This is a genomic window from Lentzea kentuckyensis (assembly GCF_002150765.1).
GTDB lineage: Bacteria > Actinomycetota > Actinomycetes > Mycobacteriales > Pseudonocardiaceae > Lentzea > Lentzea kentuckyensis.
The window spans coordinates 130,561-156,325 of record NZ_MUYM01000001.1 but is presented as its reverse complement, the minus strand read 5'-3'; the positions used below and the strand labels follow the sequence as shown (position 1 = coordinate 156,325).

Below are 25,765 nucleotides of genomic sequence, written 5' to 3'. Positions count from 1 at the left end.
GGGTGGGTGGGCGGGGATCTCGTCGAGGTTCTCGACGTCCTCCAGGCTCAGGCGGCCGAGCAGGCCCGGCAGCGGGGCCAGCCGCAGCATCTCGGCCTGGCAGGCGTCGCACCCGGGCAGATGGCGTTCGAACGCGGACCGCTCCTTGAGGTCGAGCGATCCGAAGAGGTAGGCGCCGACGTCGACGGTGTGCTGGCAGCTCACGCCTCGGTCACCCCTCTCTCCTCCAGTGCGTCGCGCAGCGCCCTCAGTGCGTAGAAGCAGCGCGACTTGACCGTGCCCGGCGGGATGCCGAGCGCTTTGGCGGCCTCCGCGACGGTGCGGCGGCGGTAGTACAGCTCGATGACGACCGTCCGGTGCTCAGGCGTGAGCGCCCGCAGCGCCGACGCGATCTGCCACGTCTGCAGCACGTGCTCGACCTTGTCGCTGACCGGCGGCAGGTCCACCGGTTCGAGCGGCACCTCGGTCGCGCGTGCGTTGCGGCGGCGGTAACCGGAGATCACCAGGTTGCGCGAGACCGTGTAGAGCCACGGTGCCGCGTCGTCCGGGTTCAGCTCGTCGTAGTGCCGCCACGCGCGGAGCAATGTCTCCTGCACGACGTCCTCCGCCTGCTGGTAGTCGCCATCGACCAGCCGCAACACGTAGTGCAGCAGCGGGCCTCTCCAGCGGTCGTAAAGCTGGATGAGGACGTCTTCGGCGGAGTCCACGCTCCCTTACTACGCCACTTCCTTCGGAAGGGTTCAGCGCTCGGCGAACCCGGTCAGATCACCCCTCGCCTCGGACCACTGCTCACCCACAGATTCGACGTGTCCGGGGGTTTCACCCGAACGGAGCGCCATCAGCAGTTGTTCACACTTCTCCCGCGGTCCCTCGGCAACGACCTCGACCCGTCCGTCCGGCCTGTTCGAAGCGCTGCCCACCAGGCCCAGTTCTAGCGCCCTGGCTCGCGTCCACCAGCGAAAACCGACTCCCTGAACCCGTCCACGCACCCACGCGTTTAGTCGCACGTCCACCCCCGAATGGTTGCGTAGTCACCCAAGGTGACCGAAGACGCACTCTGGGGTTGTCACCCATTAGTGGTACGGTGCCGACCCGTGAGTGCCCGCAGCCTCTTACTCGGCCTGCTGATCGGTGCGACCGGAATCGGCGGTCTTGCCTTCACCGGGACTTCTCCTCTCGGCATCAGCTTCACCAATGCCGCCCAGCAGGAGACCACCGACGCAGGGAACCAGTTCGGCACAGGCAACGCGGCCGCACCCAACAACAGACCGGCCCCCGCGAACGACCAGGACGCCGGCACCCCAGCGGGATCGTCGGCTTCCTCCGCTCCCACCACTTCTTCCACGACTGCCACCTCCCCCTCTTCTCCGTCAGCGGCTCCCACCACCACGACGACGCCTCCCGAAGCGCCGAAGCCGCCCGCTCAACCGCCGCAGCAGCCCTCAGGGCAGACGCCGGAGCAGGCCGTGCTCGCACTCGTGAACGACGAACGCGCCGTGAAGGGCTGCAAGGCGTTGGTGATCGACGACCGCATCACGACCGCGGCGCAGGGCCACAGCACGGACATGGCCACCCAGAACTACTTCTCGCACAAGTCGAAGGACGGCAGGACCTTCGACCAGCGGATGCGGGAAGCGGGCTACCCGAAGCCCGGCGGCGAGAACATCGCGATGGGCTACGCCACGCCCAAGGCCGTGATGGAGGGCTGGATGAACTCCCAGGGCCACCGCGAAAACATCCTGAACTGCGAGTTCACCACCATGGGCCTGGGTCTCGACACCCGTGGCAACTACTGGACCCAGAACTTCGGCTTCTAACGGTTGAGCAGGGGAAACTTCGTGTACGAGAGCCCGGAACCTGACTCGCGCTCGCGCTTTTTCCGCGGCGCGCCGCAGGTCGTCCTCGCCGCGTCCGGCGTCGTCCTGGCGACCGTCTTCGCCGCCGTCGCGTCGCTCGCGGCCGGCTCGGACAACGCCACCGACACCCCGTCGACCCAGTTGCCGCGCAAGGAGGCCGTGCGCGACGCCCTGAGCATCGTGCCGACGTCCTCGCCCACGTCGTCGGTGGAGGTGACCTCGTCGTCCGTACCGGAGACCACGACCTCCACGACCACGACGACGAAGAACCCGCGCATCACCACCATCACGCGTCCTGACGGCACGACGACCACCGTCACGACGGATGACCCGCCGCCGGTGAACACGTCGACCACGACGACTACGACCACCACGACGACGACCACCACGACGACCACGACGACCACCACAACGGCGCCGACGACAACGACTGATCCTGCTTAGGGTTACGCCAGTCACCGTCCAGTGACGCAGAGCTACACGAAGGTGTGGCGTCGCTGAGGCTTTGGTGCGTTTCCGCCGATAACTCGAACGCAAGTCCATCCGACCGGGTTTCCCACGAGGAGATGGGTGTGTTCGAGGAAGATCATCCGCAGTCACCAACCGAGCCGGCGGTCCCGAAGAAGCGCGTGGGCACGGCGGTGATGCTGGCCGCGGGCGGCGTGGTCGTCGCGACCCTGTTCGCCACGGTGGCGTCCATGCTCGCCGCGTCCGGCAAGGAGGCGGCGCCGGAACGCACGTCCGCCGACGTCGTCCAGACCATCACCAGCGTCGCGCCGGACGGCAGCACCAGCACGGTCGTCGTCACGGTGTCCTCCGCCGCGCCCTCGTCGGCCAAGCCGGACCGCAAGCAGGCGGCGCGTCCGCAGGAACAGCCGAAGCCCGGCACGCCGGAGGGGCCCCAGGTGACGACGAACCCCGTCCAGCCGACGCAGCCGCAGAGCAACCCGCCCGCGTCGTACACGGAACCGCCGACGTCGTCCTCTTCTTCTACGTCGGCCTCGTCGACCACCACGCCGCCGTCGTCGTCCTCGTCGCCGACGTCTCCGGCACCGGACCCCAAGCCGTGACACGTCACGTGCTGGTGGAACACCCGCATTCCCCGTGACCGGCTCTCGCTCGGCGTCCAGCCCGCGGCGTCACACCCACGGCGTCACACCTCGAACCTGTACCCCATTCCAGGTTCGGTGACCAGGTGTCGCGGCCGCGCGGGCTCCGGTTCCAGCTTCCGCCGCAGCTGCGCCAGGTACACCCGCAGGTAGTGCGTCTCCTTCTCGTACGCGGGCCCCCACACGTCCCGCAGCAGCTGTTTCTGCGCGACGAGCTTCCCGGCGTTGCGCGCGAGTACCTCCAGCAGTCCCCACTCGGTCGGCGTGAGGTGGACCTCGACGTCGTCCTTCAGCACCCGCTTGGCCGCGAGGTCCACCGTGAACGAGGCCGTCCGCACGACCGGCTCGTCCTCTGGTCCCGCGGCGGCCGAGCGGCGGACCGCGGCGCGCAGCCTGGCCAGCAGCTCGTCCATGCCGAACGGTTTCGTCACGTAGTCGTCGGCGCCCGCGTCCAGGGCGTCGACCTTGTCGGCCGAGTCGGTGCGGGCGGACAGCACGATGATCGGCAGGGTGGTCCAGCCGCGCAGGCCGGCGATGACGTCGGTGCCGTCCATGTCCGGCAGGCCGAGGTCGAGGACCACGACGTCGGGTTTGCCGTCGGCGGCCAGGCGCAGCGCCGAAGCGCCGTCGTGAGCGGTCAGCACCTCGTAGCCGCGAGCGGAGAGGTTGATCCGCAGCGCACGCACGATCTGCGGTTCGTCGTCGACCACCAGTACCTTCGTCACGAAGCCCTCTCATCGACCGGGAGTGAGATCACCACGGTGAGGCCGCCACCGGGCGTGTCCTCCATGGTGATCGTGCCCTCCATCGCCTCGGTGAAGCCCTTCGCCACGCTCAGACCGAGACCAACGCCACCCGGCGTGCGGTCGCCGAGGCGCTGGAACGGCGCGAACACCTGGTCCGCTGTGTCGCGCGGCAGGCCGCGGCCGTGGTCGACGACGCGCAACTCCACCTCGTCGCCGTGCGCCGACGCCCGCAGCGCCACGGCACCCGCGTAACGCAGCGCGTTGCCGACGACGTTCGCGATCACTCGTTCGAGCAGCCCGACGTCGGCGCGCACCGGCGGCAACGACTCGGGTACGTCGACCTCGATGTCCCCGCCGAGCCCGCTCAGCGCCCGTGCCACGGCTTCGTAGTAGCCGACGGCGCGGAACTGCGGCTCGACGGCGCCCGTCGCGAGGCGGGAGGAGTCGAGCAGGTTGTCGATCAGGCCGGTGAGACGGTCGGCGGACTCCTCGACGGCCTCCAGCAGTTCGGCGGTGTCGGAGTCGGACAGCGTCAGCTCGGGGTCGCGCAACGAGCCCACCGACGCCTTGATCGAGGTCAGCGGCGTGCGGAGGTCGTGACCGACGGCGCTCAGCAACGCAGTCCGCAGCTCGGAGCGCGAGGCCTGCCGCTGGACTTCGAGGGCCTGCTCGGCCATGCGTTGCTGCCTCAGCGCGAGCAACGCCTGCCCGGCGGCCGCTTCCAGCACCCGGCGGTCGGACGCCGGCAGCGACCGGCCGCGCAACGCGAAGTGCACCTCGGGGGTCACCGCGATGTCGACGTCCGCCTCGTCAGGTTCGTCGCACGGACTCGCGCCGACACACGCCACGCGTTCCCAGTCGCCGTCGACGCGTTCCAACAGCGCGACGGATGTCAGACCGAAGTTCTCCTTCACCTTCTCCAACAGCCGTGCGAGCGGAAACGGGTTCGTCAGCACGGTGCGCGCGTACGACGCGAGGAGCGTGGCCTCGGTCCGTGCGCGCGCTGCCTGCGCAGCGCGGCGGGCGGCGTAGTCCACGACCAACGCCGTGGAGACGCCCACGACGATCATCGCGAGGAAGGTGAGCACGTTCTCCTGCGCGTTGATGGTGAACGTGTAGATGGGCTCGGTGAAGAAGAAGTTCAGCATCAACGCGCTGAGGAGCGCGGCTGTGATCGCCGGGCCCAATCCGCCGACGATCGCGACGACCAGCGTGACCAGGAGGTACGCGATGACGTTCGTCGAGAAGTTCAGGCCGGCCCGCATCGACGTGCCGGCCGCCGTCACCAGCGCGGGCCCGGCGATCGCGAGGAACCAGCCCCACGCGAGCCTGCTCGGCCTGAGCGGGCTGCCCGCGAACCGGGCGCGCCAGCCGCTGGTCGTCGCCGGATGCGTGACCATGTGGACGTCGATCGCGCCGGACTCCTGTACGACCGTGGAGCCGATGCCCGCGGAGAACACGCGCGCGAACCGTGAACGGCGCGATGTGCCGACCACGAGCTGTGTGGCGTTCACGCCGCGAGAGAACTCCAGCAATGCCGTCGGCACGTCATCGCCGACGACCGTGTGGAACGTCGCGCCGACGTCTTCCGCGAGTTTGCGGTACTTCGTCAGTGCGTGCGGGTCGGCTCCCGCGAGCCCGTCTCCTCTGAGCACGTGCACGACCAGAAGGTCGCCACCCGCGCGCGTGGCGATGCGGCGCGCGCGGCGGATGAGCGTCTCGCTCTCCGCACCACCGGTGATCGCGACGACGACGCGTTCGCGCGTTTCCCACGTATCGGTGATCTGCTGCTCGGCCCGGTAGCGCAACAACGCGACATCGACCTGGTCCGCGACCCACAACAGCGCGAGCTCGCGCAACGCGGTGAGGTTGCCGACGCGGAAGTAGTTGCCGAGCGCCGCGTCGATCTTGTTCGCCGCATAGACGTCGCCGTGGGCGAGCCTGCGGCGCAGTGCTTCCGGCGTGAGGTCGACGAGCTGCATTTGGTTCGCTTTGCGCACGACTTCGTCCGGCACTGTTTCCTGTTGCGGAACGCCCGTTATGCGATGCACTACGTCGTTGAGCGATTCCAGGTGCTGGACGTTGACGGTCGACAGGACGTCGATCCCGGCTTCGAGGAGTTCCTCAACGTCCTGCCATCTTTTTGCATTACGGGAGCCGGGCACGTTCGTGTGCGCGAGTTCGTCGACGACCGCCACCTCGGGGGCACGGGCCAGCACGGCGTCGACGTCCATCTCGGTGAGTTCGACCCCGCGGTGCGTGAAGTGCCTCCGCCGCACGATTTCCAGGCCCTCGACCAGTTCGGCGGTCTTCGCGCGGCCGTGGGTCTCCACAAAGCCGATGACCACGTCCGTGCCGCGTTCCCGCCGCCGGTGCGCCTCGCCGAGCATCCCGAACGTCTTGCCAACGCCCGGAGCTGCACCGAGGTAGATCCGCAGCTCGCCACGCCTGGGTTTCGCACTCACCGGACCAGTCTGCTCCTGGTTCCGCGTGGGCTGTTCGGGGGTACGCACTGCGCCGCCCGGCGACACGAGTGCTCCTTCCCACATCTTTCGACAGAGATCTGTCTCGTTGAATCATGCTTCAGCACGGCGCCCGTTCGAGTGAGCCTCACCGCACTTTTTACGCCGTTTACCAGCACATTTAAGTGTGCCGGACGCGCGCCGTGACACCCCGCGTCACCACAACGGCCGAATGGGTTATCGGCAGTTGGCGGATAGCGCGCGGAGCGTGAATGAGGGAAAGTTCCAGGGTTCGTGTCCGAATTCGGACAATCACATGCGCGCGGAGAAACGATGCCCACCACCGTCACCAACCACGAGGCACTTCAACTCGTGGTGGCCGTGCACCGGCTGGTGCGAAGTCTTCGACAGGCCGCTCCGGCTCGTCGTTTGCAACCCACCCAGTTATTGGTGCTGTCAGAACTGAGCGCCCACGGCCCGATGCGGATCGGCGAGATCGCGGTGCGCGCACTCTGTTCGCAGCCGACCGCCACAACCGTCGTGACCAGCCTGGAGTCCACCGGCCTGGTCCGCCGCGAACCCGACGCCGCGGACGGCCGAGCGACGATAGTCGTGCTCACCGAAGTCGGTCGCGAGACGATCCTGTCGCTCGCTCACGGCGAAGCCGAACTATTGAGTGAAAGAATGTCCGAACTTTCGCCGGAAGACAGAGAACACCTGCGCTCGGCCATGCCTATATTGCGCCACCTGGCCGAACCGCAGGAGAACAAGTAGGAGCGGGACCCCCCGACGGGTCCCGCTCCAGGTATTACTTGCTGGGTGACACAGAAGTAGGTGACACCGAGTCGGAAGGTGTAACAACAGAACTCGACGACGGTGTGCTCTCCGTTGATGACGGAGCGGACACATCCGGCTCCACCGTGTAACAGGTACCGTTTTCGTAGTCGATCTTCGGCCGCGGATACCTGTTAGCAGGAATCATCGGTTGCGGGTCACTACCACTGCAGCCGTAGTACTGGCGCTGGGCGTTGATGGGATTGCCGTCCTGGTCGTACAACAGCACGTTGGTGAGCAACTTGCCGTTCTCGTCGTACGCATAGATGTTCTCGTACGGCTGCATGCTCGGCACCGGCTGATACGCCGACCTGTTGTTGTAGGCGAGGTTGTTCGCGGTCACGTCGATCACCTGGACCAGCAGCCCGACCGCCAGCGCCGAGGCCGGCAGGCTGAACCACAGCCACCGCCGGTCGGTCTTGGCGCGCGGCCCGGCGAACACCGACACCACGGCGATCGCGGCGACGAACAGGAACCCGAGGATGTCGCGACCGGCCAGCAACACGGCGCCGAGTCCGATTAGGCCGGCCCGCACCAGCCACCATGCGGGCTGCAACGTCCGCAGGTAGGTCAACGCCCGTTCCGCCGGCGTGCCCGCCTCGGGCGTCAGCCACTGCTTGATCTTGAGCGTCTCGGGCAGCGCCATGATCTCGGCCTGGGTCGCCCCGCGGTCGTGCACCAGCGCCAGGCTGAGCACCAGGATCACGCCGGGCAGCAACAGGACCGCCGGTTCGCGCAGAGCCGCGGCCCCGGCGAGCAGCGTGACACCCGCGCCGATCGCCAGCCCCCACGCCGCCGCCCGCGGCCTGGTCAGCAGCTTCTTCTTGGTGGTGACCGGCAGCCGCTCGGTCCGCGCCGGGTATCCGGCGGCCGACCTCAGCTCCTGCGCGTACTGCTCGGGCGAGCCGAGCCGCTGCTCGATGGTCTCGTTCTCCCCGAGTTCGGTGGACAGTTCCGCGACGTGCGCCTCGACGTCCTCCATGATCTCGGCGACCTCGTTGGGCGGCAGGTCGTCGAGTGCGGCACGCATCCCGGCCAGGTAGTACTCGACGCCGAGCGCTTGGGTGTTCATGCTGCGACCTCCTCGAGCAGGCCGTCCAGCGTGCTGGCGAACGACCTCCACGTCTCCCTCGACTCAGCCAGGCGCACCCGCCCGGTCTCGTTGATGCTGTAGTACTTGCGGTGCGGCCCCTCTTCGCTCGGCACCACGTACGAGGTCAGCATCCCCGCGTTGTAGAGCCGCCGCAGCGTCCCGTACACCGACGCGTCCCCCACGTCGTTCAATCCCCCAGCGCGCAGTCTGCGCACCACGTCGTACCCGTACCCGTCGTCCTTGCGCAGAACCGCAAGGACGGCCAGGTCCAGGACCCCCTTGAGCAGCTGACTCGTGTCCATGGCCCCTCCGCCTCGGCTTGGTGGTCGAAAACGGCGAAGCCCATTTCGACCACCAAACGAACGCCGTCTTCAGGAGTGTCACTGTTGCGCCGTGGACAGTACTACGCGATGCGCAGTACTGTCTAACGCGAGTTACGGCTTCGAGATTTGAGACGCGAAACAGGAGGCAGTTACAGGACGTGCGGACACGTGCGCTGGTTGTCAGCGCGACGGTGAGCAGCGGAAAGCGAGCCTCAAGCCCTGGGGCGAGGCTGGCAGCGCGGGCAGGAGTACGACGAGCGGTTCATGAACGGCTCGCGGATCATCGAGGCCCCGCACCGCTTGCACGGCCGGTTCTCCTGGCCATAGGCGTTCAGTGACCGGTCGAAGTAGCCGGACTGACCGTTGATGTTGACGTAGAGAGCGTCGAACGAGGTCCCGCCCTGCCCGAGCGCCTCACGCATCACGTCCGTGGCGTGGTCGAGCAGCTCAGCGGCTTTGGCCTTCGTGAGCTTGTCCGTCATCCGGGTGCCGTGCAGCCGAGCACGCCAGAGGGCCTCGTCGGCGTAGATGTTGCCGATGCCGGACACGAGGGTCTGGTCGAGCAGGGCGCGTTTGATCTCCGTGTGACGCAGGCGCAACGCACGCACGGCAGCATCACGGGAGAAGAGAGGATCCATGGGGTCGCGCGCGATGTGCGCGACGGAATCCGGCACGAGGGTTCCATCGACCTCGACCAACTCGGCCAGCGCGAGGCCGCCGAAGGTTCGCTGGTCAACGAAACGGAGCTCTGATCCGCCGTCTTTGAACCGGAAGCGGACGCGCAGATGCTTCTCGTCGGGAGCCGACGAGGGTTGAACGAGCATTTGGCCACTCATGCCCAGATGCGCGAGCATGGCGGCTTTGTCGGCCAGTTCCACCCAGAGGTACTTGCCGCGGCGCTTGGCCGCAACCATCGGTTGCTCGGCCAAGCGCGCGCAGAAGTCCAAGGAACCCAGGTCGTGCCGGCGGACAGCACGTGGGTGCAAAACCTCTACCGAGGAGATGACCCGGCCGGCGACGTGGGCTTCGAGGCCGAGGCGTACTACCTCGACCTCTGGGAGTTCGGGCACGTCAGGCTTCGGACTTGCCCTCGTCGACGGGCTGCGCTTCGATCACGGCAGCCTGCGGCTTGGTGGGCTTGAGCACCCACACACCCGCACGGCTCGTGTCCCTGACCAGCACAAGTCCCTGGATTCCCCCATTGCGGGAGGTGTTCACGGGGCCGCGAGCGGAGCGCGTGCGGCGGTTCGTGCGGTACCTGGTCGCATACATTGCGTTTCTCAGTCTTCCTCGGTTGGGGCGGTCCCTGGCGTCACCGAGGCGCCATTCTGTCCGTTTGCGGATCGGACCGACTCCTGCTCGGCCTTGACCCGCTCCGACAGAACATGATAAGCCGCTTCAGCGGCTTTCTGCTCGGCTTCCTTCTTGGTGCGCCCATCACCCTTGCCGTAAGGCTGGCCACCGACGAGCACCGTGGCGGTGAACTCCTTGCGGTGGTCCGGCCCCTGGTCGTCCACGCGGTACTCCGGGACGCCGAGACTGGCTTGAGCGGTGAGCTCCTGCAGGCTTGTCTTCCAGTCCAGTCCAGCACCCAGAAGCGGAGCTTTGGCCAAGAGTGGATCGAACAGCCGGTGAACGAACGTTCGTGCGGTATCGATACCGAACTGCAGGTACACCGCACCGATGACGGCCTCGAGGCCGTCGGCGAGGATGCTCGCCTTGTCCCTGCCGCCGGTCAGCTCTTCGCCGCGACCGAGCAACAGGTGTGCACCGAGCCCGCCTTCTCCCAGGTCACGCGCTACACCCGCGAGCGCGTGCATGTTGACCACGCTGGCGCGAAGCTTCGCGAGCTGACCCTCGGGAAGATCGGGATGGGTGCGGTAGAGGTGGTCGGTGACGACCAACCCCAGTACGGCGTCTCCCAGGAACTCGAGACGCTCGTTCGGCGGCAGGCCGCCGTTCTCGTACGCGTACGACCTGTGGGTCAGCGAAAGCCCGAGCAGCTCGGCGTCCAACTGGACGCCGAGCGCTTCGGACAAAGTCGCGCGGTCAGCTTGCGGAGCGCGCGGCGGCTTTCCCCCCACTGCGTTGCCGAGGAGATCAGGCCGGCTGAGCGACCTGGCGGCCAGCGTACTGACCACAGGCCGGGCAGGCGACGTGCTGCGGCTTCGGCTGGCGGCAAGCCTTGTTGGAGCACGCCACCAGGTGCACGGCAGACGTCTTCCACTGGGAACGGCGCGCGCGGGTGTTCGAACGCGACATTTTCCGCTTCGGGACGGCCACGACTACTTCTCCTCCGAGTTGTCATCGCTGAACCGCTCTTGCAACGCGGCCCAACGAGGGTCAATCGTCTCATGCCCGTGGTCGGGCCCGAGCTCCGCCCACCTGCCACCACACTCGGAGCAAAGCCCCTTGCAGTCCGGCTCGCAGAGCGGCGCCTGCGGCAGCGCGAGAACGATGGCGTCCCGCACCACAGGCTCGAGGTCGATCAGATCGTTGACGATCCGGCTGACCTCGTCTTCATCCGTGGTCTCGTCCGTGGTGCTGTCCGGCCACGCGTAGAGCTCCGTGATCCGGACTTCAACCTCATCGGTGAGCGACTCGAGACACCTCGCGCACTCACCCTCGACCTTCGCGGACGCTGTCCCCGACACGAGCAGGCCCTCCACGACCGATTCGATCAGGAGGTCGAGCTCAACTTCCCCGCTCTCAGGCACCGCGATCACCCCGAGCAGCCCCACACCTTCGCCGGGGACCGACCTCACGAGGGGTCGGCTCAGACCGGCGCGACGGCCGATGTCCCTGGTGTCGATGACCCAGGGACTGGATGCTGTGGGACGCGTGGACGCGTGACGATGCTCAGTCATGATTTCGGGTTGTTGCCGGCGGGGACCTACCACGTCCAGCCGGTCCAGGGTACGGGACGACGGGCTCACGCGTGAAATCCGCAGGTGATCGCACCTGCAAGACGTAGCGCGAATCACACGTTCAGGCGCCCTGCGACCAAGCTGGTTCGTCAGGCACCGTAGTCGAACGGCGCCGCGGCCCCCGCGACGGCCGGTCCGCGCAGGTGCGAACGGCCCTTGCCGACCGACCTGAGCGTGTGCGCGAGGAGGTCCTCGAAGTCCGCGAGCTTGCCGTCCACGTACGCGTCGCACTCCGAACGCAGCCGGATCGACTCGCTCTGCGCGGCGTCCAGCAGGCGCGCCGCCTCGGCGTGCGCCGCCCGGACGACCTCCTGCTCGTTGACGAGCCTGGCCTGCTCGGCCCTGCCGTCCTCGGTCGCGCGCTCGTAGTTGGCACGGCCTGCCTGGATCATCCGCTCGGCCTCGGCGTGCGAGCGGCCCACCAGGTCGTCGTACTCCTGCCGGCCGGCGGCCACGGTCCGTTCCGCCTGGTCCTCCGCCTCGGCGATCATCCGTTCCGCGCGGGCCCGCGCGTCGGACAGCATCGCCTCGGCCTCGGCCTGGGCCTCCGCGAGCATGCGGTCGGCGTCCGCCCGCGCCTTGGAGACGCCCGCTTCCGCGTCGTGCTTGGCCTTGCCGACCAGCTCGTCCTTGTGGTCGAGCACGTCCTGCGCGTCGTCCAGCTCCGCGGGAATGGCATCGCGCACGTCGTCGAGCAGTTCGAGCACGTCACCGCGCGGCACGACACAGCCCGAGGTCATCGGTACTCCGCGTGCTTCCTCGACGATCGTGACGAGCTCGTCGAGTGCCTCGAACACCCGGTACACGTCTCACTCCCTAACCCCTGTGGATCCCCATCCACAAGTGTGCCCTGCCGATCTCCCCGAAAGAGGGAGATCGGCAGGGCGTGTCAGGATTTGCCGTGACCATCAGCATCAGGCGGGCCACCGCGGCCGACGTCCACCCGATCGTGGCGATGCTCGCCGACGACCACCTGGGCGCTCAGCGCGAACAGCCGGGCGACCCGGCCTACCTGAAGGCGTTCGAGGTGATCGACGCCGACCCGCACCAGTACCTGGCCGTCGCGGTGGCCGGTGACGAGGTGGTGGGCACGCTGCAGCTCACCTTCACGTCCGGCCTGTCCCGGATGGGCATGACCCGTGCGACCGTCGAGGCCGTCCGGGTGCGTTCCGACCAGCGCGGCCGCGGCCTGGGCGAGCTACTCGTGACCTGGGCGGTCGACGAGGCCCGCGCCCGCGGCTGCGGCATGGTCCAGCTGACGACCGACGCGTCACGGGTGGACGCGCACCGGTTCTACGAGCGGCTCGGCTTCACCGCGTCGCACGTGGGCATGAAGCTGTCGCTCTAGCGGGTCTCGGCGAGGCGCTGCTGCAGCCGCTGCTCGATCGTCGCCGGCAGCAGCGTCGAGACGTCGCCACCGTACGTCGCGACCTCCTTGACCAGCGAAGACGCCAGGTAGGAGTACTGCGGGCTGGCCTGCATGAACAGCGTGTCGACGCCGGTGAGCTGGTGGTTCATCTGGGCCATCTGCAACTCGTAGTCGTAGTCGCTGACCGCCCGCAGGCCCTTCACGATGGCCTTGATGTTGTTCTCACGGCAGTAGTCGACCAACAGCCCGTGCCACGAATCCACGCGCACGTTGTCCCACTGGGCAGTGACCTCGCGCAGCATCTCCTGGCGCTCCTCGACGTCGAACAAGGTGCGCTTGTTCTTGTTGATGAGCACGGCGACGACGACCTCTTCGAACAGGTGCGCGGCTCTCCCGATGATGTCCAGGTGGCCGTTGGTTACCGGGTCGTAGGAGCCGGGGTACACGGCACGCGTCATGAAGCGGACGTTAGCACCCGATCGGACGCCTCCAGGCGTGTCCGTGGTTCTCGTCACCCATCAGAACGCACCTGACCCCAATACACGGCCGTGTCGCCGTATCGCTTGGCACGCAACGGTTCCACTACCGCAGGCCAATCTGGTTCGCCACTTCGCGAAGCACGTTCCACAATCAGCACCGCGTCGGCGGCCAGCCGGTGCGCCAGCGCGTGCAGCACCTTCCGCAGCTCGTCGTCGCTCACCGCGTACGGCGGATCGGCGAACACGACGTCGAACTTCTCCCCGTCACCGGTGACGTACGCCTCAGCAGTGCGGTGCGCGATCGTCGAGTCGCCGAACCCCAGCTCCTTGGCGTTCGCCTTGAGCACCTCGGCCGCCCGCTTGTCCGACTCGACGAACGTCGCGTGCGCCGCCCCCCGGCTCAACGCCTCGAACCCCAACGCCCCCGAGCCGGCGTACAGATCCAGCACCCGCACGCCGTCGAGGTCCATCATCGCCTCAAGCGAACTGAAGAGCGCCTCACGCACCCGGTCGGACGTGGGCCGCGTGCCCTTGGGCGGCACCCTGAGCCGCCGCCCACCCGCGGTCCCGGCAACGATTCGTGTCACCGGCTCATCGTCCCAGGTGCGCTCCGCCGTTCGCGGCGAGCACCTGGCCGGTGATGTGTCCGGCGTGCTCCGACGCGAGGAACGCCACCAGCGCGGCCACGTCCTGCGGCGTGCCGGCGCGGCCGTTCTTGGTCTGCCCCACGAGCGTGTTCAGGCGTTCGTCGGTCATCGAGTCGCCGAAGAACTCCGTGTCGACGATCAGGCCGGGTGACACGACGTTGGCGGTGATCCGGCGCGATCCCAGTTCGCCGGCCAGGTCCGCGGTCCACGCCTCCACCGCGGCCTTCGCGGCGCCGTAGCTGCCGCCACCGCGGCGGCCCGCGATGGAACCGATGTCGATCACGCGGCCGTTGTCCGCGAGCCGTGGCGCGAGGGCCTCGGTGACGAGCACCGCGCTGACCACGTTGGCCTCGTAGTTGGTGAGCCGGCGCGCAGGCCCCGCCCTTGCCGTCACAAGATCAAGAGCGCTTTCCCCAGACCTGAAGGCGTCAGGCGAGAGCCTGCCACCACCCGTCAACATCGTTTGGCGCGTCCACGTCGACCCGCTCTCCCGGCCGAGGCACGGCCAGCTTCATCCCCCGAGCCTTCACCTCGCGCCACACCCGGTCGATCGGCTCGCCCCACGGGTGCAGCGCCAGGTTGAACGTCGCCCAGTGCACCGGGATCAGCAGCCCGCCGCCGAGGTCGTCGAAAGCCCGAACGCCGTCCTCCGGCGTCATGTGGATGTCCGGCCACGCGTCGTTGTACGCGCCGACCTGCATCAGCACCGCGTCGAACGGCCCGTGCGCCTCGCCGATCGTCTTGTAGCCGGGGAAGTACCCGGTGTCACCGCTGTAAAACACCGACCGGGAGCCGCGAGCGATCACCCACGACGCCCACAACGTCACGTTGCGCTGCACCGAACGACCGGAAAAGTGTTGTGCCGCAGTACAAGTGAGCGTGAACCCGTCGACGGAGTGCGACTCGTCCCAGTCCAGCTCGACGATCCGGTCCGCCGGCACGTCCCACCGCAGCAGATGCGCGCCCAGCCCCAACGGCACCACGAACACGGCGGACGACGTGCGCACCAACGTGTCCACAGTCGCCATGTCCAGGTGGTCGTAGTGGTCGTGCGAGATCACCACAGCGCTCAAGGCGGGCAAATCAGACAGTTCGTGTGGAACCGCGTGCAATCTCTTCGGTCCAACGTGCGCGGACGGCGAGACGCGGTCGCTCCACACGGGATCCACCAGCACCGCGGCGCCGTCGATCTCGATCAACGCCGACGCGTGGCCGTACCAGGTGATGTGCAGGCCGGAGGTCACCGGCGCGGCCGGTCCCACCAGCGGTACCGCGGAGGACGGCTTGCGGTCCTCGCCGCCGAAGATGAAGTCGCGCACGGAGAAGGAGTCGCCGTCCGGGACCGTGCGGACTTCCTTGTCGTTGTGGAACTTCCCGCTCCGGTACCGCGGCGAACGCGCCATCCGGACCGGATCCGGCTTGCCGCCCAGCTGCCGGGGCACGTCCCGCAACGCCCAGGCCACACCCGCCAGTCCGAGCAGCCCGGCCAACGCCTTCTTCATGATCGAACCCTCTTCCTGCTCCGTGCCCGGTGCAACGCAGGAAATGGTCGTCGAGTTCCTCAGGCCCCGCAGCACGACGAAGGGCCCGGCCAGCCGGCCGGGCCCTTCGCGCAAAGCGGAGCTACTCCAGGACGATCAGCAGATCGCCGCCCTCGACCTGCTGGGCGCCGCGCAACGCCAGGCGCTGCACCTTGCCGGCCTTGGGAGCGGTGATCGCGGCCTCCATCTTCATGGCCTCGATCGTCGCGACGGTCTGGCCGGCGTCGACCGAGTCGCCCTCGGCCACCGCCGCCGTCACCACGCCCGCGAACGGCGCCGCGACGTGGTTCGGGTTGGCGCGGTCGGCCTTCTCCGCGGCCGGGATGTCGGCCGCGACGGACCGGTCGCGGACCTGGATCGGCCGCAGCTGACCGTTCAGGGTCGCCATGACCGTGCGGATGCCGCGCGCGTCGGCCTCGGAGATCGCCTCCAGGCCGATCAGCAGGCGCACTCCCGGTTCCAGGTCGACCGAGTACTCCTCGCCAGGACGCAGACCGTAGAAGAAGTCCTTGGAGCGCAACACCGACGTGTCACCGTAGGCGTCGCGGTGCGTGCGGAACTCCTTGGTGGGCGCCGGGAACAGCAACCTGTTCAGGGTCGCCCGGCGGTCGTCCGCGAGCCCTGCCTCGTCCTCCGGCGACAGCTCCTCGATCGGCTTCGGCGCCGGCCGGCCCTCCAGGGCCTTGCTGCGGAACGGCTCCGGCCAGCCGCCGGGCGGGTCGCCCAGCTCGCCGTGCAGGAAGCCGATCACCGAGGCCGGGATGTCGAACTTGCCGGGGTCCGCCTCGAAGTCCTTCGGGGCCACGCCCGCGCCCACCAGGTGCAGCGCGAGGTCACCGACGACCTTGGACGACGGCGTCACCTTCACCAGGTGGCCGAGCATGCGGTCGGCGGCCGCGTACATCGACTCGATCTCCTCGAACTTCTCGCCGAGGCCGAGTGCGACGGCCTGGGTGCGCAGGTTCGAGAGCTGACCACCGGGGATCTCGTGGTGGTAGACGCGGCCGGTCGGGCCGGGGATGCCGGACTCGAACGGCGCGTAGATCTTGCGCACGGCCTCCCAGTACGGCTCCAGGTCGCAGACGTTCTGCAGGTTGAGGCCCGTGCTGTGCTCGGTGTGGTCGGTCAGCGCCACGATCGACGACAGCGGCGGCTGCGACGTCGTGCCGGCCATCGACGCGGCGGCGCCGTCGATGGCGTCCACCCCGGCCTGGATCGACGCCAGGTAGGTCGCGAGCTGGCCACCGGCCGTGTCGTGCGTGTGCAGGTGGACCGGGAGGTCGAACTCCTTGCGCAGCGCCGAGATCAGGCGGGCGGCGGCGGGTGCGCGCAGCAGGCCGGCCATGTCCTTGACGGCCAGCACGTGGGCGCCCGCGCCGACGATCTGCTCGGCGAGCTTGAGGTAGTAGTCCAGTGTGTACAGACGTTCGTCCGGGTTGGACAGGTCGCTGGTGTAGCACAGGGCGACTTCCGCGACCGCCGTCCCGGTCTCGCGCACGGCCTCGATCGCCGGGCGCATCTGCTCGACGTCGTTCAGCGCGTCGAAGATCCGGAAGATGTCGATGCCGGTGTTCGTCGCCTCCTGCACGAACGCCTTGGTGACCGCCTCCGGGTACGGCGTGTAGCCGACCGTGTTGCGGCCGCGCAGCAGCATCTGCAGGTTGATGTTCGGCACGGCCTCGCGCAGCGCGGCGAGCCGTTCCCACGGGTCCTCCGCGAGGAACCGCAGCGCCACGTCGTAGGTCGCGCCGCCCCAGCACTCCAGCGACAGCAGCTCCGGCGTCATGCGCGCGACGTGCGGCGCGACGGCGAGCAGGTCCTTGGTGCGCACTCGGGTCGCCAGCAGCGACTGGTGCGCGTCGCGGAACGTCGTGTCCGTGACGCCGACGGCCTTGCTCTCCCGCATCCACCGCGCGAAGCCCTCGGGGCCGAGCTCGACCAGCTTCTGCTTGGAGCCGGCGGGCGGTTCGGCGTTCAGGTCGACGACCGGCAGCTTCTCCCGCGGGTCCACCGCGGTCGGGCGGGTGCCGTTCGGGTGGTTGACCGTGACGTCCGCGAGGTAGGTCAGCAGGCGGGTGCCGCGGTCGGCCGAGTGGCGCGCGGTCAGCAGGTGCGGGCGCTTCTCGATGAACGACGTGGTGACGCGGCCCTCGTAGAAGTCCGGGTCGTCCAGCACGGCCTGGATGAACGGGATGTTCGTGGACACACCGCGGATGCGGAACTCCGCGATCGCACGGCGCGCACGGGCGACGGCGAGGGAGAAGGTGCGGCCGCGGCAGGTGAGCTTCACGAGCATCGAGTCGAAGTGCGGGCTGATGGCCATGCCGGCACCGGCCGTACCGCCGTCGAGCCGGATGCCGGAACCACCGGGCGAGCGGTAGGCGCTGATCGTGCCGGTGTCCGGGCGGAACCCGTTGGCGGGGTCCTCCGTGGTGATGCGGCACTGCAGCGCCGCGCCGCGCAGCTGGACGGTGTCCTGGCTGAGGCCGAGGTCTTCGAGGGTCTCACCGGACGCGATGCGCATCTGCGACTGCACGAGGTCGACGTCGGTCACCTCCTCGGTGACCGTGTGCTCGACCTGGATGCGCGGGTTCATCTCGATGAAGACGTAGTGGCCCTGCGGGTCGAGCAGGAACTCGACGGTGCCGGCGTTGCGGTAGCCGATGTGGCGGGCGAACTTCACCGCGTCGTTGCAGATGCGGTCGCGCAGCTCGGGGTCGAGGTTCGGCGCGGGCGCGATCTCGATGACCTTCTGGTGGCGCCGCTGCACGGAGCAGTCGCGCTCGAAGAGGTGGATCACGTTGCCCTGGCCGTCGGCGAGGATCTGCACCTCGATGTGGCGCGGTTCGACCACGGCCTGCTCGAGGAACACGGTCGGGTCGCCGAACGCCGACTCCGCCTCGCGGGAGGCGGCTTCGAGGGCCTCGCGCAACGCGGCCGGGTCGTCGACCTTGCGCATGCCCCGGCCGCCACCGCCGGCGACGGCCTTGACGAACACCGGGAAACGCATGGTCTTCGACGCTTCGAGCAGCTCTTCGACGTCCGACGACGGCGGGCTCGACTCCAGCACCGGCAGCCCGGCCTCGCGGGCGGCGGCGATGGCGCGCGCCTTGTTGCCGGTCAGTTCCAGCACCTCGGCGACGGGGCCGATGAACGTGAGACCGGCCTCGCGGCACGCCATCGCGAGTTCCGGGTTCTCGGACAGGAAGCCGTAGCCCGGATAGATCGCGTCGGCACCCGCCTTGCGGGCGGCCTTGATGATCTCGTCGACGGAGAGGTACGCCCGAACCGGGTGGCCCGGCTCGCCGATCTCGTAGGACTCGTCCGCCTTCAACCGGTGCAGCGAGTTTCGGTCCTCGTGAGGGAAAACGGCGACCGTTCCCGCGCCCAGTTCGTAGGCGGCTCGGAACGCGCGAATCGCGATCTCGCCGCGGTTGGCGACAAGAACCTTGCGGAACATCCGTAACCCTCCCGGTGCAGCTCAGCGGTCAGTTCAGGCACGTTACCGTGCGACTCTTGCCAGTTGGGAGGACTGTCTCACGTGATGGGTGTCATCGTGATCGGTCTTGCTCGTGAGGATTCTCGCGGTTTGGGAGCCGGGTGGATACCCACCACCCGGTCAGACTCCACCCGGTAGTGGGATTAACCAGATCGAGTGACGATCTTGGGAGCCATCTCGGTAGGGTGAGCCATATGGCCGGGGCTGATGGAGCCGGGCAGCCTACTGCCCGCACACCGCATTTCGACGTTGTCCTTCGTGGTTACAACCAGCGACAGGTGAATGAACGAGTCACTCGCCTGGAGTTCGACCTCAAGAACTCGAACCGCTCCCGAGACGCGGCCGCCGCGCAGGTGGCAGAGCTGACCAAGCTCCTGAACTCGATGCGCGCCGATCTCGACAAGACCAAGATGCAGCTCCAGAACCTGGCCAACAGTCCCGTGAGCGCGTCGAACGTCACCGAGCGTGTGCGCGTGATGATGTCGCTGGCCGAGGAAGAGATCGCGGACATCCGCAAGGACGCCCTCGACAAGGCCGCCGCCACGCGCAACGAGGCCGAGAAGTGGGCGGCCGACCAGCGCGAGCAGCACAACCGCCTGCTGGCCGAGACCGAGGCGCGCCGCAAGCAGCTGGAGGTGAGCTTCCAGCAGCGCAACGCCGAGCTCGACCAGAGGTTCGCGGCCCGCCGGTCCGAGCTGGAGGCCGAGTTCGAGGCGCTGCGCGCGAAGCTGACCGCCGAGCACGAGGCCCTGGTCGCCGAGGTCCGTGCCGACGCCGAGCGCGTCGCCGCCGAGTTCGAGCAGAAGTCGGCCGACCTGGACGCCCGCCGCGTCGAGCTCGACGCGAAGTACAAGGCGTACCACGACGCGCTCGACAAGGAGTACGACGGCCTGAAGGCGACGCTGACCGCCGAGCACCAGAAGGTGCTCGCGGACGCGCGCGCCGAGGCCGAGCGGATCGCCGCCGAGTCCGAGGTCGCCCGCGTCGAGGCGCTGGACAAGCTCGACGAGGCCCTCAAGCTCAAGCAGGCCGAGGCCGAGAAGGCCCTCGCCGACCTCGAGGCGGAGTCGCTCGCGAAGGCGGAGAAGACCACGTCCGACGCGTCCGCGCAGGCAGTAGCCCTGGTCAGCGCGGCGGAGGACAAGGCGGCCACCACCCTGCGCGAGGCGTCCGAGAAGGCCGAGGCGACCGTCACCGAGGCCGAGCAGAAGGCCGCTTCCACGGTGCGCGAGGCGGACGAGAAGGCCACCACGCTGGTCCGGGACGCCGAAGCCAGGACGTCCGCACTGGTCCGCGAGGCCGAGGAGAAGTCAGCGGCCGCCGTGGCCGAGGCCGACCAGCGCGCCGCCGCCGCGGCCGAGAAGGAAGCCTCCCTGCGTTCGGCGCACGACAACCTCGCGACCCAGTTCCACGCCGCGCAGGCCGCGGTGGACGCGGCGATGTCGGTGCTGAAGCCGCTGGAGGACGGCTCGGAGAACGGCGCCGAGAACGGTTCGGCGAAGCTCGACGAGGAGAAGACCCAGCAGCTGCCGAAGCCCCGCCAGGACTGATCTCGCGGTTTTGCCTCGCTGATCAGCCGGGGAACGGCGGCAGGCTGCCGGTCGCCCAGCTCGTCTGGCACGCGCCGTTGGGCGAGAAGTCGCTCGCGAACCCGATGAGCGACGTGCCGTCGAGCGAGGCGACCGCCGCCGGGTGGTAGTTCGGGCAGTAGTTGTCGCGCGCTCCTGGCACCGGAACCGGCGCGGGGACCTCGTACCAGCCGTCCCTGCCGCCGTTCTCCGACACGAAGACCGTCCTGCCGTTGCCGGCGTCGACCTTGCCGTTCCTGGACATCAGCATCTGTCCCATGAGGATCACGCGCCCCTCCGGTGTGCCGTTGGGCGCGAGGGTGATCGACGGCGTGTGCGCGAAGTACTTGCCGTCCCTCGTCGTCGGCCTGGTGCCGGACCACGCCGGATCACCCCAGTTCACGCCGTCCGGGGACGTCCGGTGGTACGCCTCGCAGAAGTACTGGTTCGGCTGCGCGCAAATCTCGTACATCATGTAGTAGCTGCCCGTCGGCAACCGCTTGACCTGCGCCATCCCCGGCCGATAGCCCTTGGGTTCGACGGCGACGATCTTCTCCTTGGCCGACCAGCTGACGCCGTCGACCGACACCGTCCGCCCGATGTACTGGCTGTGCGCGGCGTCCGATTCGTCCGCGAAGTAGCAGTTGAGCCTGCCGTTCGCGTCCACCGACAAATCCGGCTCCCACAGCCCGCCCTGAGGCCTGGCCCGCGCGCACTCCGACAGGTACTGCCACGTCTCGCCGGCGTCCGGACTCCGCCAGATCCGCGCCTTGACGGTCTCCTCCTTGTACCCCACCGAGCCCACCCACAGCACCGTGCCCGCGGGCATCGCGCCGACCTGACTCGGCAACTCGTAGAGGTGCCCACAGCAGGTCGCGTGCGTACTCGCGGTGTCGACGAACGCCGCGACCTTCTTGAACTTCTTGCCGCCCCGGTTCGCGCGCAACACGTCCACGACGTGATTGCCGTGCAACGCCAGCAGGATCGAACCCCGCTGCGTGCCGTGCTCCAGGCGGATCGCGTGCGGGTAGCGGGACTCCTCGCCGGTCAGCACGACGGGCTCCGCGAGGGCCGGAGCTTGCGTTGCGATGGTGAGGGCGGCGACGAGCGCGGTGATGGTCAGGCGGCGCACGGCAGCGAACGTACCGAGGTGATCGGACAAATCCGGCACGTGCCACGCGGACACCTTCAGGTGAACCAGCATCCCGCGACGGCCCGCGGGGCCGCGCGACGGCTACCAGCGCAGTTGGTGGTGGTTGAGGTGATCTGCAATCGATTACATCGGCTCGTAACTACAACCAACTTACAGGTGCAGCATCGTGAGAGCGCGACCACCGGGGTTGCCTGTGCCCGCTGTCGCGGAAGTCCGTCCCTCCGGACCCGACAAAGCACTACTAGGCCTTCTCCAGGAAGTCCGCCCTCTCCTCCGTCAGCAGCGTGCCCACCATCCCCGCCAGCCCTGGGTGCTTCTCCAGGTCCGGATCGGCGTCCACCACCTGCTGGGCGGCCACGCGGGCGTCCGCGATGATGTCCTCGTCGCGCAGCAGCGAGAGCATCTTCAGGGCCGAGCGGCGGCCCGACTGCGCGGCGCCGAGGATGTCGCCCTCGCGGCGCAGTTCGAGGTCCAGCTGGGCGAGTTCGAAGCCGTCCAGAGTGGACTCGACGGCGCGCAGGCGTTCCATGGTGGCGGTCATCTCCGGCATTTCGGTGACCAGCAGACAGAGGCCTGGCGCGCTGCCTCGGCCCACGCGGCCGCGGAGCTGGTGGAGCTGCGAGACGCCGAAGCGGTCGGCGTCCATGATGGCCATGACGGTGGCGTTCGGGACGTTCACGCCGACCTCGATGACGGTGGTGGCTACCAGCACCTGGACCTGGTTGGCCGCGAAGGCGCGCATCACCGCGTCTTTTTCGTCGGGGGGCATGCGGCCGTGCAGGATCTCGATGCGCAGGCCGCGCAACGGGCCCTGCGCCAGCATGTTCGCCACGTCGATCACGGACAGGGCCGGGCGCTTGTCCTCGTCGTCGGACTTCGCGGGCTCCTCGTCGCCGATGCGCGGGCAGACGAAGTACGCCTGGTGGCCGGCGGCTACTTCCTCGCGCACGCGGGCGAAGGCGCGGTCCAGCCAGGTCGGCTTCTCGCGCACGGGCACCACCGAGGTCTTGATCGGCGAGCGGCCGCCCGGCAACTCGCGCAGCGCGGACACCTCCAGGTCGCCGTAGACGGTCATGGCCACCGTGCGCGGGATCGGCGTCGCGGTCATCACCAGCACGTGCGGGTTCTCGACCGCTCCGCGCGCCGAGAGGGCGGCGCGTTGCTCTACGCCGAAGCGGTGTTGCTCGTCCACGACGACCAGGCCCAGGGAGTGGAACTCCACCTTCTCCTGGATGATCGCGTGCGTGCCGACGACGATGCCCGCCTCGCCGGTCACGATGTCGAGCAACGCCTGGCGTCGCTGGGCCGTGTTCATCGAGCCCGTCAGCAACGTCACGCGCGTGGCATCCTCCGCGCCGCCGAGCTGGCCGGCCTGGGCGAGGTCGCCGAGCATCTCCTGCAGCGAGCGAGCATGTTGTGCCGCAAGGACTTCCGTGGGGGCGAGCATCGCGGACTGACGGCCCGCGTCGACGGCCTGCAACATAGCTCGCAACGCGACCATCGTTTTTCCCGACCCGACCTCCCCCTGCAGCAGGCGGTTCATCGGCACGACCGACTCCAGGTCGGAGGCGATCTGCTCGCCGACCTCCACCTGGCCGTTGGTCAGCTTGAACGGCAGCCGCGCGTCGAACGCGTCCAGGATCCCGCCGGACCGCCGCGCGCAGGACGGCGCCGGGCGGGCGGTGGAAGCCTTGCGGCGCTGGGCGAGCGCGAGCTGCACGGCCAGCGCCTCGTCCCACTTCAGCCGCTGCTGCGCCACGGAGATCTCCGCCCAGCTCTCCGGCCGGTGGATCGCCCGCAACGCCGATTCCAGCCCGGTCAGGCCGTGTTCCTCGCGGAACGCGGGGGGCAGCGGGTCCTCGGGCACGCCGTCCCAGATCTCCAGCAGCTGCTTCACGCAGTTCGCGATGTTCCACGTGTTGATGTGCTGCGAAGCCGGGTAGACGGGCAGGAACGCCTGCAGGAACGACGATCCGTCCGACTCCGGGGTGAGGATCTCGAACGCCGGGTGCACCAGCTGCAGGTTCTGGCGGTAGCGGCCCACCTTGCCCGCGAACAGGGCGCGCGTACCCGGCAGGAGCTCCTGCTCGGCCACGAACGCCACCTTGCCGAAGAACACCAGGTGCAGTTCGGAGGTGCCGTCCGTGATCACCGCCTCGGTCATGTGGCCGTGGCGCGCCTTCATCCGGCGCTTGGTGCACTTGCGGACCTCGGCCTGCACGGTGACGTGCTCGTCGATTTCCAGCGACCTGATGTCGGTCAGCTTCCCGCGCTCGTCGTAGCGGCGCGGGTAGTGGCGCAGCAGGTCACCGACCGTCGTGAGGCCGAGGCCGGTCTCCAGTGCGTCGGCGGTCTTCTTGCCGAGCAGCGGCTGCAGCTTGTCGTCGAAGGAGATCATCGCGTCCCATTGAACTACTCGACACCGACAAAAATGACAGCGTCCGGCTGTCCGCCCGGATACGCCGTCATCTCCACCTCCGGATGGGTGACCCGCAGGTGGTCCTCGAGCACGTCCACCAAACCATCCGGGCTGCCTGCACCCAAAATCACGGTCACCAGCTCGCCGCCGCCGGCGAGCATGCGGTCGACCAGCCGGCACGACAGGTCCATCAACGACTCCGGCGACACCGGCCCGGGCTCGATCAGCACGACCTCGCCGTCCAGCATGCCCAGCAGGTCGCCGGGCTGGCAGCGGCCGACCCACGTGATGGCCTCGTCGGCGGCGATCGAGAGCTCACCGCGGCGGGTCGCGGCGGCGGCCTCGGCCATCGCGACAACGTCGTCACCAGCGCGCCTGGACGCGTCGTGCACCGCCAACGCCGCGAGGGCCTGCACGGGCGAGAACGTCGGCACCACCACTACGTCCTGCCCTGCGGCCTGTGCGTACGCCACGGCCTCCTCTAGTGCCTCACGGATGTCCGGATCACCGGGCAGCACGGCGACGTGACGCGCGCGCGTCGACACGATGGACGACAACAGGTCCGTGGGCGTCGCCGAAGAAGAAGCGAGGTCGAACACCACGGCGCCCTCCGCGCGGAACAGGTCCACGGCGCCGCTCACCACCACCACGATCGCCCGGTCGCGCACGAACCGCGAAGCCTGCGCGGCGATCTGGTCGGCGAACCGCGCCACGGTGATGCGGTGCGGCCGCCCGGCACGCACGCCGGCTTCTATGGCCGCGCCGATGTCGTTGCAGTGCACGTGCACGGTCCACAACGAAGCACCGTCACCCACAACCGACACACAGTCGCCAAGCAGGTTCAACGACGCACGCAGCTCGACAACCGCCTCCTCCGAGGTGTCGTCGAGCAGGTACATGACCTCGTACTCGAACTCCGACGATCCACTCTCGCGCTCGGTCGTCAGCGACTCGGGCGTGCGCGGCAGCAACGGCGCGTCTATCGGTGTTTCCACGGTCTGGCCGGTGATCACCGCGGCCAGTGTGTCCAACAACACAACGAGTCCGCGCCCGCCGGCGTCGACCACCCCCGCCTTGGCCAGCACGGCGAGCTGACGAGGCGTGTCGGCCAGTGCGACGGCACCCGCGCGGGACGCCGCCAGCACCACCTCGTCCAACTCGTCGGACGGGCAGTCGCGCGCGGCCTCCGCGGCGGCGTGCAGCACGGACAGGACCGTGCCGGGAACCGGCTTGGACACGGCAGCCGTGGCGAGCTCATCGGACCGTTGCAGGCCCTTGCGCAGCGCGGAGCCGGTGACCAGGGAAACCTCCTGCACGGTCTCCGCGAGGCCCCTGAGCACCTGCGAAAGGATCACGCCGGAGTTGCCGCGTGCTCCGGCCAGCGCGCCACGGGCCAGCGCGGCCAGCGCGTCACCCACTGTGGAGATCGGCGAGCGCAGCAGCGCGTCGAGCGCCGACTGCATCGTGTGCAGCAGGTTCGTACCTGTGTCACCATCCGGCACGGGAAAGACGTTGATCTGGTCGATCGACTCCCGATTGGCGTCCAACGACCGCACGCACGCGTCCGCCCACCTGCGCACCGCGACCGCATCCATGACCTGCATGGCGGCGAGAGTATCCACCCGGTTTGGTCGCGGGTGAGGCCACCGGCTACCCTGACTGGGTTGCCGTGCCCGGTTGAGGCTTGTGCACGCTTGCGCGCCCACCGGGACGCGAGACTTACCGCTTGAGGAACCTGAA

Annotated in this window: 27 protein-coding genes; 5 read left to right on the top strand and 22 right to left on the bottom strand. The window is 68.6% G+C overall.

Features of this window, described 5'->3' with window-relative positions; all coding sequences use genetic code 11:
* From B0F77_RS00800 to B0F77_RS00790, 3 genes are all read right to left on the bottom strand, one after another.
* Nucleotides 1–204 (bottom strand): anti-sigma factor family protein (locus B0F77_RS00800; RefSeq protein ID WP_211293610.1); only part of this gene is annotated, 204 nt, incomplete at its 3' end.
* Nucleotides 201–707 (bottom strand): sigma-70 family RNA polymerase sigma factor, encoded by a 507-nt coding sequence (locus B0F77_RS00795; RefSeq protein WP_086660758.1) that lies wholly within the window; start codon nucleotides 705–707, stop codon nucleotides 201–203. The genes B0F77_RS00800 and B0F77_RS00795, both read right to left, overlap by 4 nt.
* Nucleotides 708–740: 33 nt before the next feature.
* Complete coding sequence (locus tag B0F77_RS00790; RefSeq protein ID WP_086660757.1) at nucleotides 741–1,013, bottom strand: acylphosphatase; 273 nt, start codon at nucleotides 1,011–1,013, stop codon at nucleotides 741–743.
* Between the two features lie 81 nt (nucleotides 1,014–1,094).
* On the opposite strand from B0F77_RS00790, the gene B0F77_RS00785 reads away from it, so the two are divergent.
* Nucleotides 1,095–1,817: a CAP domain-containing protein gene (locus B0F77_RS00785; protein ID WP_245847744.1), complete on the top strand. Its 723-nt coding sequence runs from the start codon at nucleotides 1,095–1,097 to the stop codon at nucleotides 1,815–1,817.
* Here the strand turns inward: B0F77_RS00785 and B0F77_RS46885 are convergent.
* Complete coding sequence (locus B0F77_RS46885) at nucleotides 1,814–2,254, bottom strand: hypothetical protein (RefSeq protein WP_169730862.1); 441 nt, start codon at nucleotides 2,252–2,254, stop codon at nucleotides 1,814–1,816. The genes B0F77_RS00785 and B0F77_RS46885 overlap by 4 nt on opposite strands.
* A 174-nt stretch (nucleotides 2,255–2,428) precedes the next feature.
* Here B0F77_RS46885 and B0F77_RS47615 point away from each other — a divergent pair, with 174 nt between their 5' ends.
* On the top strand, nucleotides 2,429–2,926 hold the full coding sequence (locus B0F77_RS47615) for a hypothetical protein (protein ID WP_158102552.1): 498 nt from the start codon (nucleotides 2,429–2,431) through the stop codon (nucleotides 2,924–2,926).
* A gap of 83 nt (nucleotides 2,927–3,009) precedes the next feature.
* Here B0F77_RS47615 and B0F77_RS00770 read toward each other — a convergent pair whose 3' ends face one another.
* Nucleotides 3,010–3,690, bottom strand: a complete 681-nt coding sequence (locus tag B0F77_RS00770; RefSeq protein WP_086660754.1) for a response regulator — start codon at nucleotides 3,688–3,690, stop codon at nucleotides 3,010–3,012.
* Complete coding sequence (locus tag B0F77_RS00765) at nucleotides 3,687–6,176, bottom strand: DUF4118 domain-containing protein (RefSeq protein WP_245847743.1); 2,490 nt, start codon at nucleotides 6,174–6,176, stop codon at nucleotides 3,687–3,689. The genes B0F77_RS00770 and B0F77_RS00765 overlap by 4 nt, the downstream gene beginning before the upstream one ends.
* Before the next feature lie 330 nt (nucleotides 6,177–6,506).
* Between B0F77_RS00765 and B0F77_RS00760 the strand changes: the two genes are divergently transcribed.
* The gene (locus tag B0F77_RS00760; protein WP_086660752.1) at nucleotides 6,507–6,947 is read left to right on the top strand and encodes a MarR family winged helix-turn-helix transcriptional regulator; all 441 of its coding nucleotides are present in this window, start codon (nucleotides 6,507–6,509) and stop codon (nucleotides 6,945–6,947) included.
* Between the two features lie 34 nt (nucleotides 6,948–6,981).
* Here the strand turns inward: B0F77_RS00760 and B0F77_RS00755 are convergent, their stop codons facing one another.
* The 8 genes from B0F77_RS00755 to B0F77_RS00720 all read right to left on the bottom strand — a co-directional run bounded on the left by B0F77_RS00755 (nucleotide 6,982) and on the right by B0F77_RS00720 (nucleotide 12,156).
* On the bottom strand, nucleotides 6,982–8,079 hold the full coding sequence (locus B0F77_RS00755; protein WP_086660751.1) for a DUF1700 domain-containing protein: 1,098 nt from the start codon (nucleotides 8,077–8,079) through the stop codon (nucleotides 6,982–6,984).
* Complete coding sequence (locus B0F77_RS00750) at nucleotides 8,076–8,402, bottom strand: PadR family transcriptional regulator (RefSeq protein WP_086660750.1); 327 nt, start codon at nucleotides 8,400–8,402, stop codon at nucleotides 8,076–8,078. Before B0F77_RS00750 ends, B0F77_RS00755 begins: the two co-directional genes overlap by 4 nt.
* A gap of 233 nt (nucleotides 8,403–8,635) precedes the next feature.
* Nucleotides 8,636–9,493 carry a bifunctional DNA-formamidopyrimidine glycosylase/DNA-(apurinic or apyrimidinic site) lyase gene (mutM, locus tag B0F77_RS00745; protein WP_086660749.1) on the bottom strand — a complete coding sequence of 286 codons (858 nt, stop codon included), beginning with the start codon at nucleotides 9,491–9,493 and terminating at the stop codon, nucleotides 8,636–8,638.
* A gap of 1 nt (nucleotide 9,494) precedes the next feature.
* Nucleotides 9,495–9,695 carry a hypothetical protein gene (locus tag B0F77_RS00740; RefSeq protein WP_045310608.1) on the bottom strand — a complete coding sequence of 67 codons (201 nt, stop codon included), beginning with the start codon at nucleotides 9,693–9,695 and terminating at the stop codon, nucleotides 9,495–9,497.
* 8 nt (nucleotides 9,696–9,703) lie between these two features.
* The gene (gene rnc / locus B0F77_RS00735; RefSeq protein ID WP_086660748.1) at nucleotides 9,704–10,507 is read right to left on the bottom strand and encodes a ribonuclease III; all 804 of its coding nucleotides are present in this window, start codon (nucleotides 10,505–10,507) and stop codon (nucleotides 9,704–9,706) included.
* Between the two features lie 16 nt (nucleotides 10,508–10,523).
* Nucleotides 10,524–10,706, bottom strand: coding sequence for a 50S ribosomal protein L32 (rpmF, locus tag B0F77_RS00730; RefSeq protein ID WP_030467958.1), 183 nt, complete (start codon nucleotides 10,704–10,706; stop codon nucleotides 10,524–10,526).
* Between the two features lie 2 nt (nucleotides 10,707–10,708).
* On the bottom strand, nucleotides 10,709–11,290 hold the full coding sequence (locus B0F77_RS00725; RefSeq protein ID WP_086660783.1) for a YceD family protein: 582 nt from the start codon (nucleotides 11,288–11,290) through the stop codon (nucleotides 10,709–10,711).
* A gap of 149 nt (nucleotides 11,291–11,439) precedes the next feature.
* The gene (locus B0F77_RS00720) at nucleotides 11,440–12,156 is read right to left on the bottom strand and encodes a DivIVA domain-containing protein (protein WP_086660747.1); all 717 of its coding nucleotides are present in this window, start codon (nucleotides 12,154–12,156) and stop codon (nucleotides 11,440–11,442) included.
* A 101-nt stretch (nucleotides 12,157–12,257) separates the two neighbouring features.
* Here B0F77_RS00720 and B0F77_RS00715 point away from each other — a divergent pair, with 101 nt between their 5' ends.
* Nucleotides 12,258–12,698, top strand: coding sequence for a GNAT family N-acetyltransferase (locus B0F77_RS00715; RefSeq protein ID WP_425435597.1), 441 nt, complete (start codon nucleotides 12,258–12,260; stop codon nucleotides 12,696–12,698).
* Here B0F77_RS00715 and coaD read toward each other — a convergent pair.
* The 5 genes from coaD to B0F77_RS00690 all read right to left on the bottom strand — a co-directional run bounded on the left by coaD (nucleotide 12,695) and on the right by B0F77_RS00690 (nucleotide 18,846).
* Complete coding sequence (gene coaD / locus B0F77_RS00710; protein WP_086660746.1) at nucleotides 12,695–13,177, bottom strand: pantetheine-phosphate adenylyltransferase; 483 nt, start codon at nucleotides 13,175–13,177, stop codon at nucleotides 12,695–12,697. The two genes, B0F77_RS00715 and coaD, sit on opposite strands and share 4 nt — an antisense overlap.
* Before the next feature lie 53 nt (nucleotides 13,178–13,230).
* Nucleotides 13,231–13,785, bottom strand: a complete 555-nt coding sequence (gene rsmD / locus B0F77_RS00705; protein ID WP_086660745.1) for a 16S rRNA (guanine(966)-N(2))-methyltransferase RsmD — start codon at nucleotides 13,783–13,785, stop codon at nucleotides 13,231–13,233.
* 4 nt (nucleotides 13,786–13,789) lie between these two features.
* Nucleotides 13,790–14,239 carry an SDR family oxidoreductase gene (locus tag B0F77_RS00700; RefSeq protein WP_342746765.1) on the bottom strand — a complete coding sequence of 150 codons (450 nt, stop codon included), beginning with the start codon at nucleotides 14,237–14,239 and terminating at the stop codon, nucleotides 13,790–13,792.
* Nucleotides 14,240–14,273: 34 nt separating this feature from the next.
* Nucleotides 14,274–15,347: an MBL fold metallo-hydrolase gene (locus tag B0F77_RS00695; RefSeq protein WP_086660780.1), complete on the bottom strand. Its 1,074-nt coding sequence runs from the start codon at nucleotides 15,345–15,347 to the stop codon at nucleotides 14,274–14,276.
* 121 nt (nucleotides 15,348–15,468) lie between these two features.
* Nucleotides 15,469–18,846 (bottom strand): pyruvate carboxylase, encoded by a 3,378-nt coding sequence (locus tag B0F77_RS00690; protein ID WP_086660744.1) that lies wholly within the window; start codon nucleotides 18,844–18,846, stop codon nucleotides 15,469–15,471.
* 317 nt (nucleotides 18,847–19,163) lie between these two features.
* Between B0F77_RS00690 and B0F77_RS00685 the strand changes: the two genes are divergently transcribed.
* Nucleotides 19,164–20,435, top strand: a complete 1,272-nt coding sequence (locus B0F77_RS00685; RefSeq protein ID WP_086660743.1) for a coiled-coil domain-containing protein — start codon at nucleotides 19,164–19,166, stop codon at nucleotides 20,433–20,435.
* 22 nt (nucleotides 20,436–20,457) lie between these two features.
* Here B0F77_RS00685 and B0F77_RS00680 read toward each other — a convergent pair whose 3' ends face one another.
* The 3 genes from B0F77_RS00680 to B0F77_RS00670 all read right to left on the bottom strand — a co-directional run bounded on the left by B0F77_RS00680 (nucleotide 20,458) and on the right by B0F77_RS00670 (nucleotide 25,629).
* Nucleotides 20,458–21,657, bottom strand: coding sequence for a hypothetical protein (locus B0F77_RS00680; RefSeq protein ID WP_086660742.1), 1,200 nt, complete (start codon nucleotides 21,655–21,657; stop codon nucleotides 20,458–20,460).
* A 190-nt stretch (nucleotides 21,658–21,847) separates the two neighbouring features.
* Nucleotides 21,848–24,004, bottom strand: coding sequence for an ATP-dependent DNA helicase RecG (gene recG, locus B0F77_RS00675; protein ID WP_086660741.1), 2,157 nt, complete (start codon nucleotides 24,002–24,004; stop codon nucleotides 21,848–21,850).
* Between the two features lie 14 nt (nucleotides 24,005–24,018).
* The gene (locus tag B0F77_RS00670) at nucleotides 24,019–25,629 is read right to left on the bottom strand and encodes a DAK2 domain-containing protein (protein ID WP_086660740.1); all 1,611 of its coding nucleotides are present in this window, start codon (nucleotides 25,627–25,629) and stop codon (nucleotides 24,019–24,021) included.
* Nucleotides 25,630–25,765 lie beyond the last annotated feature (136 nt).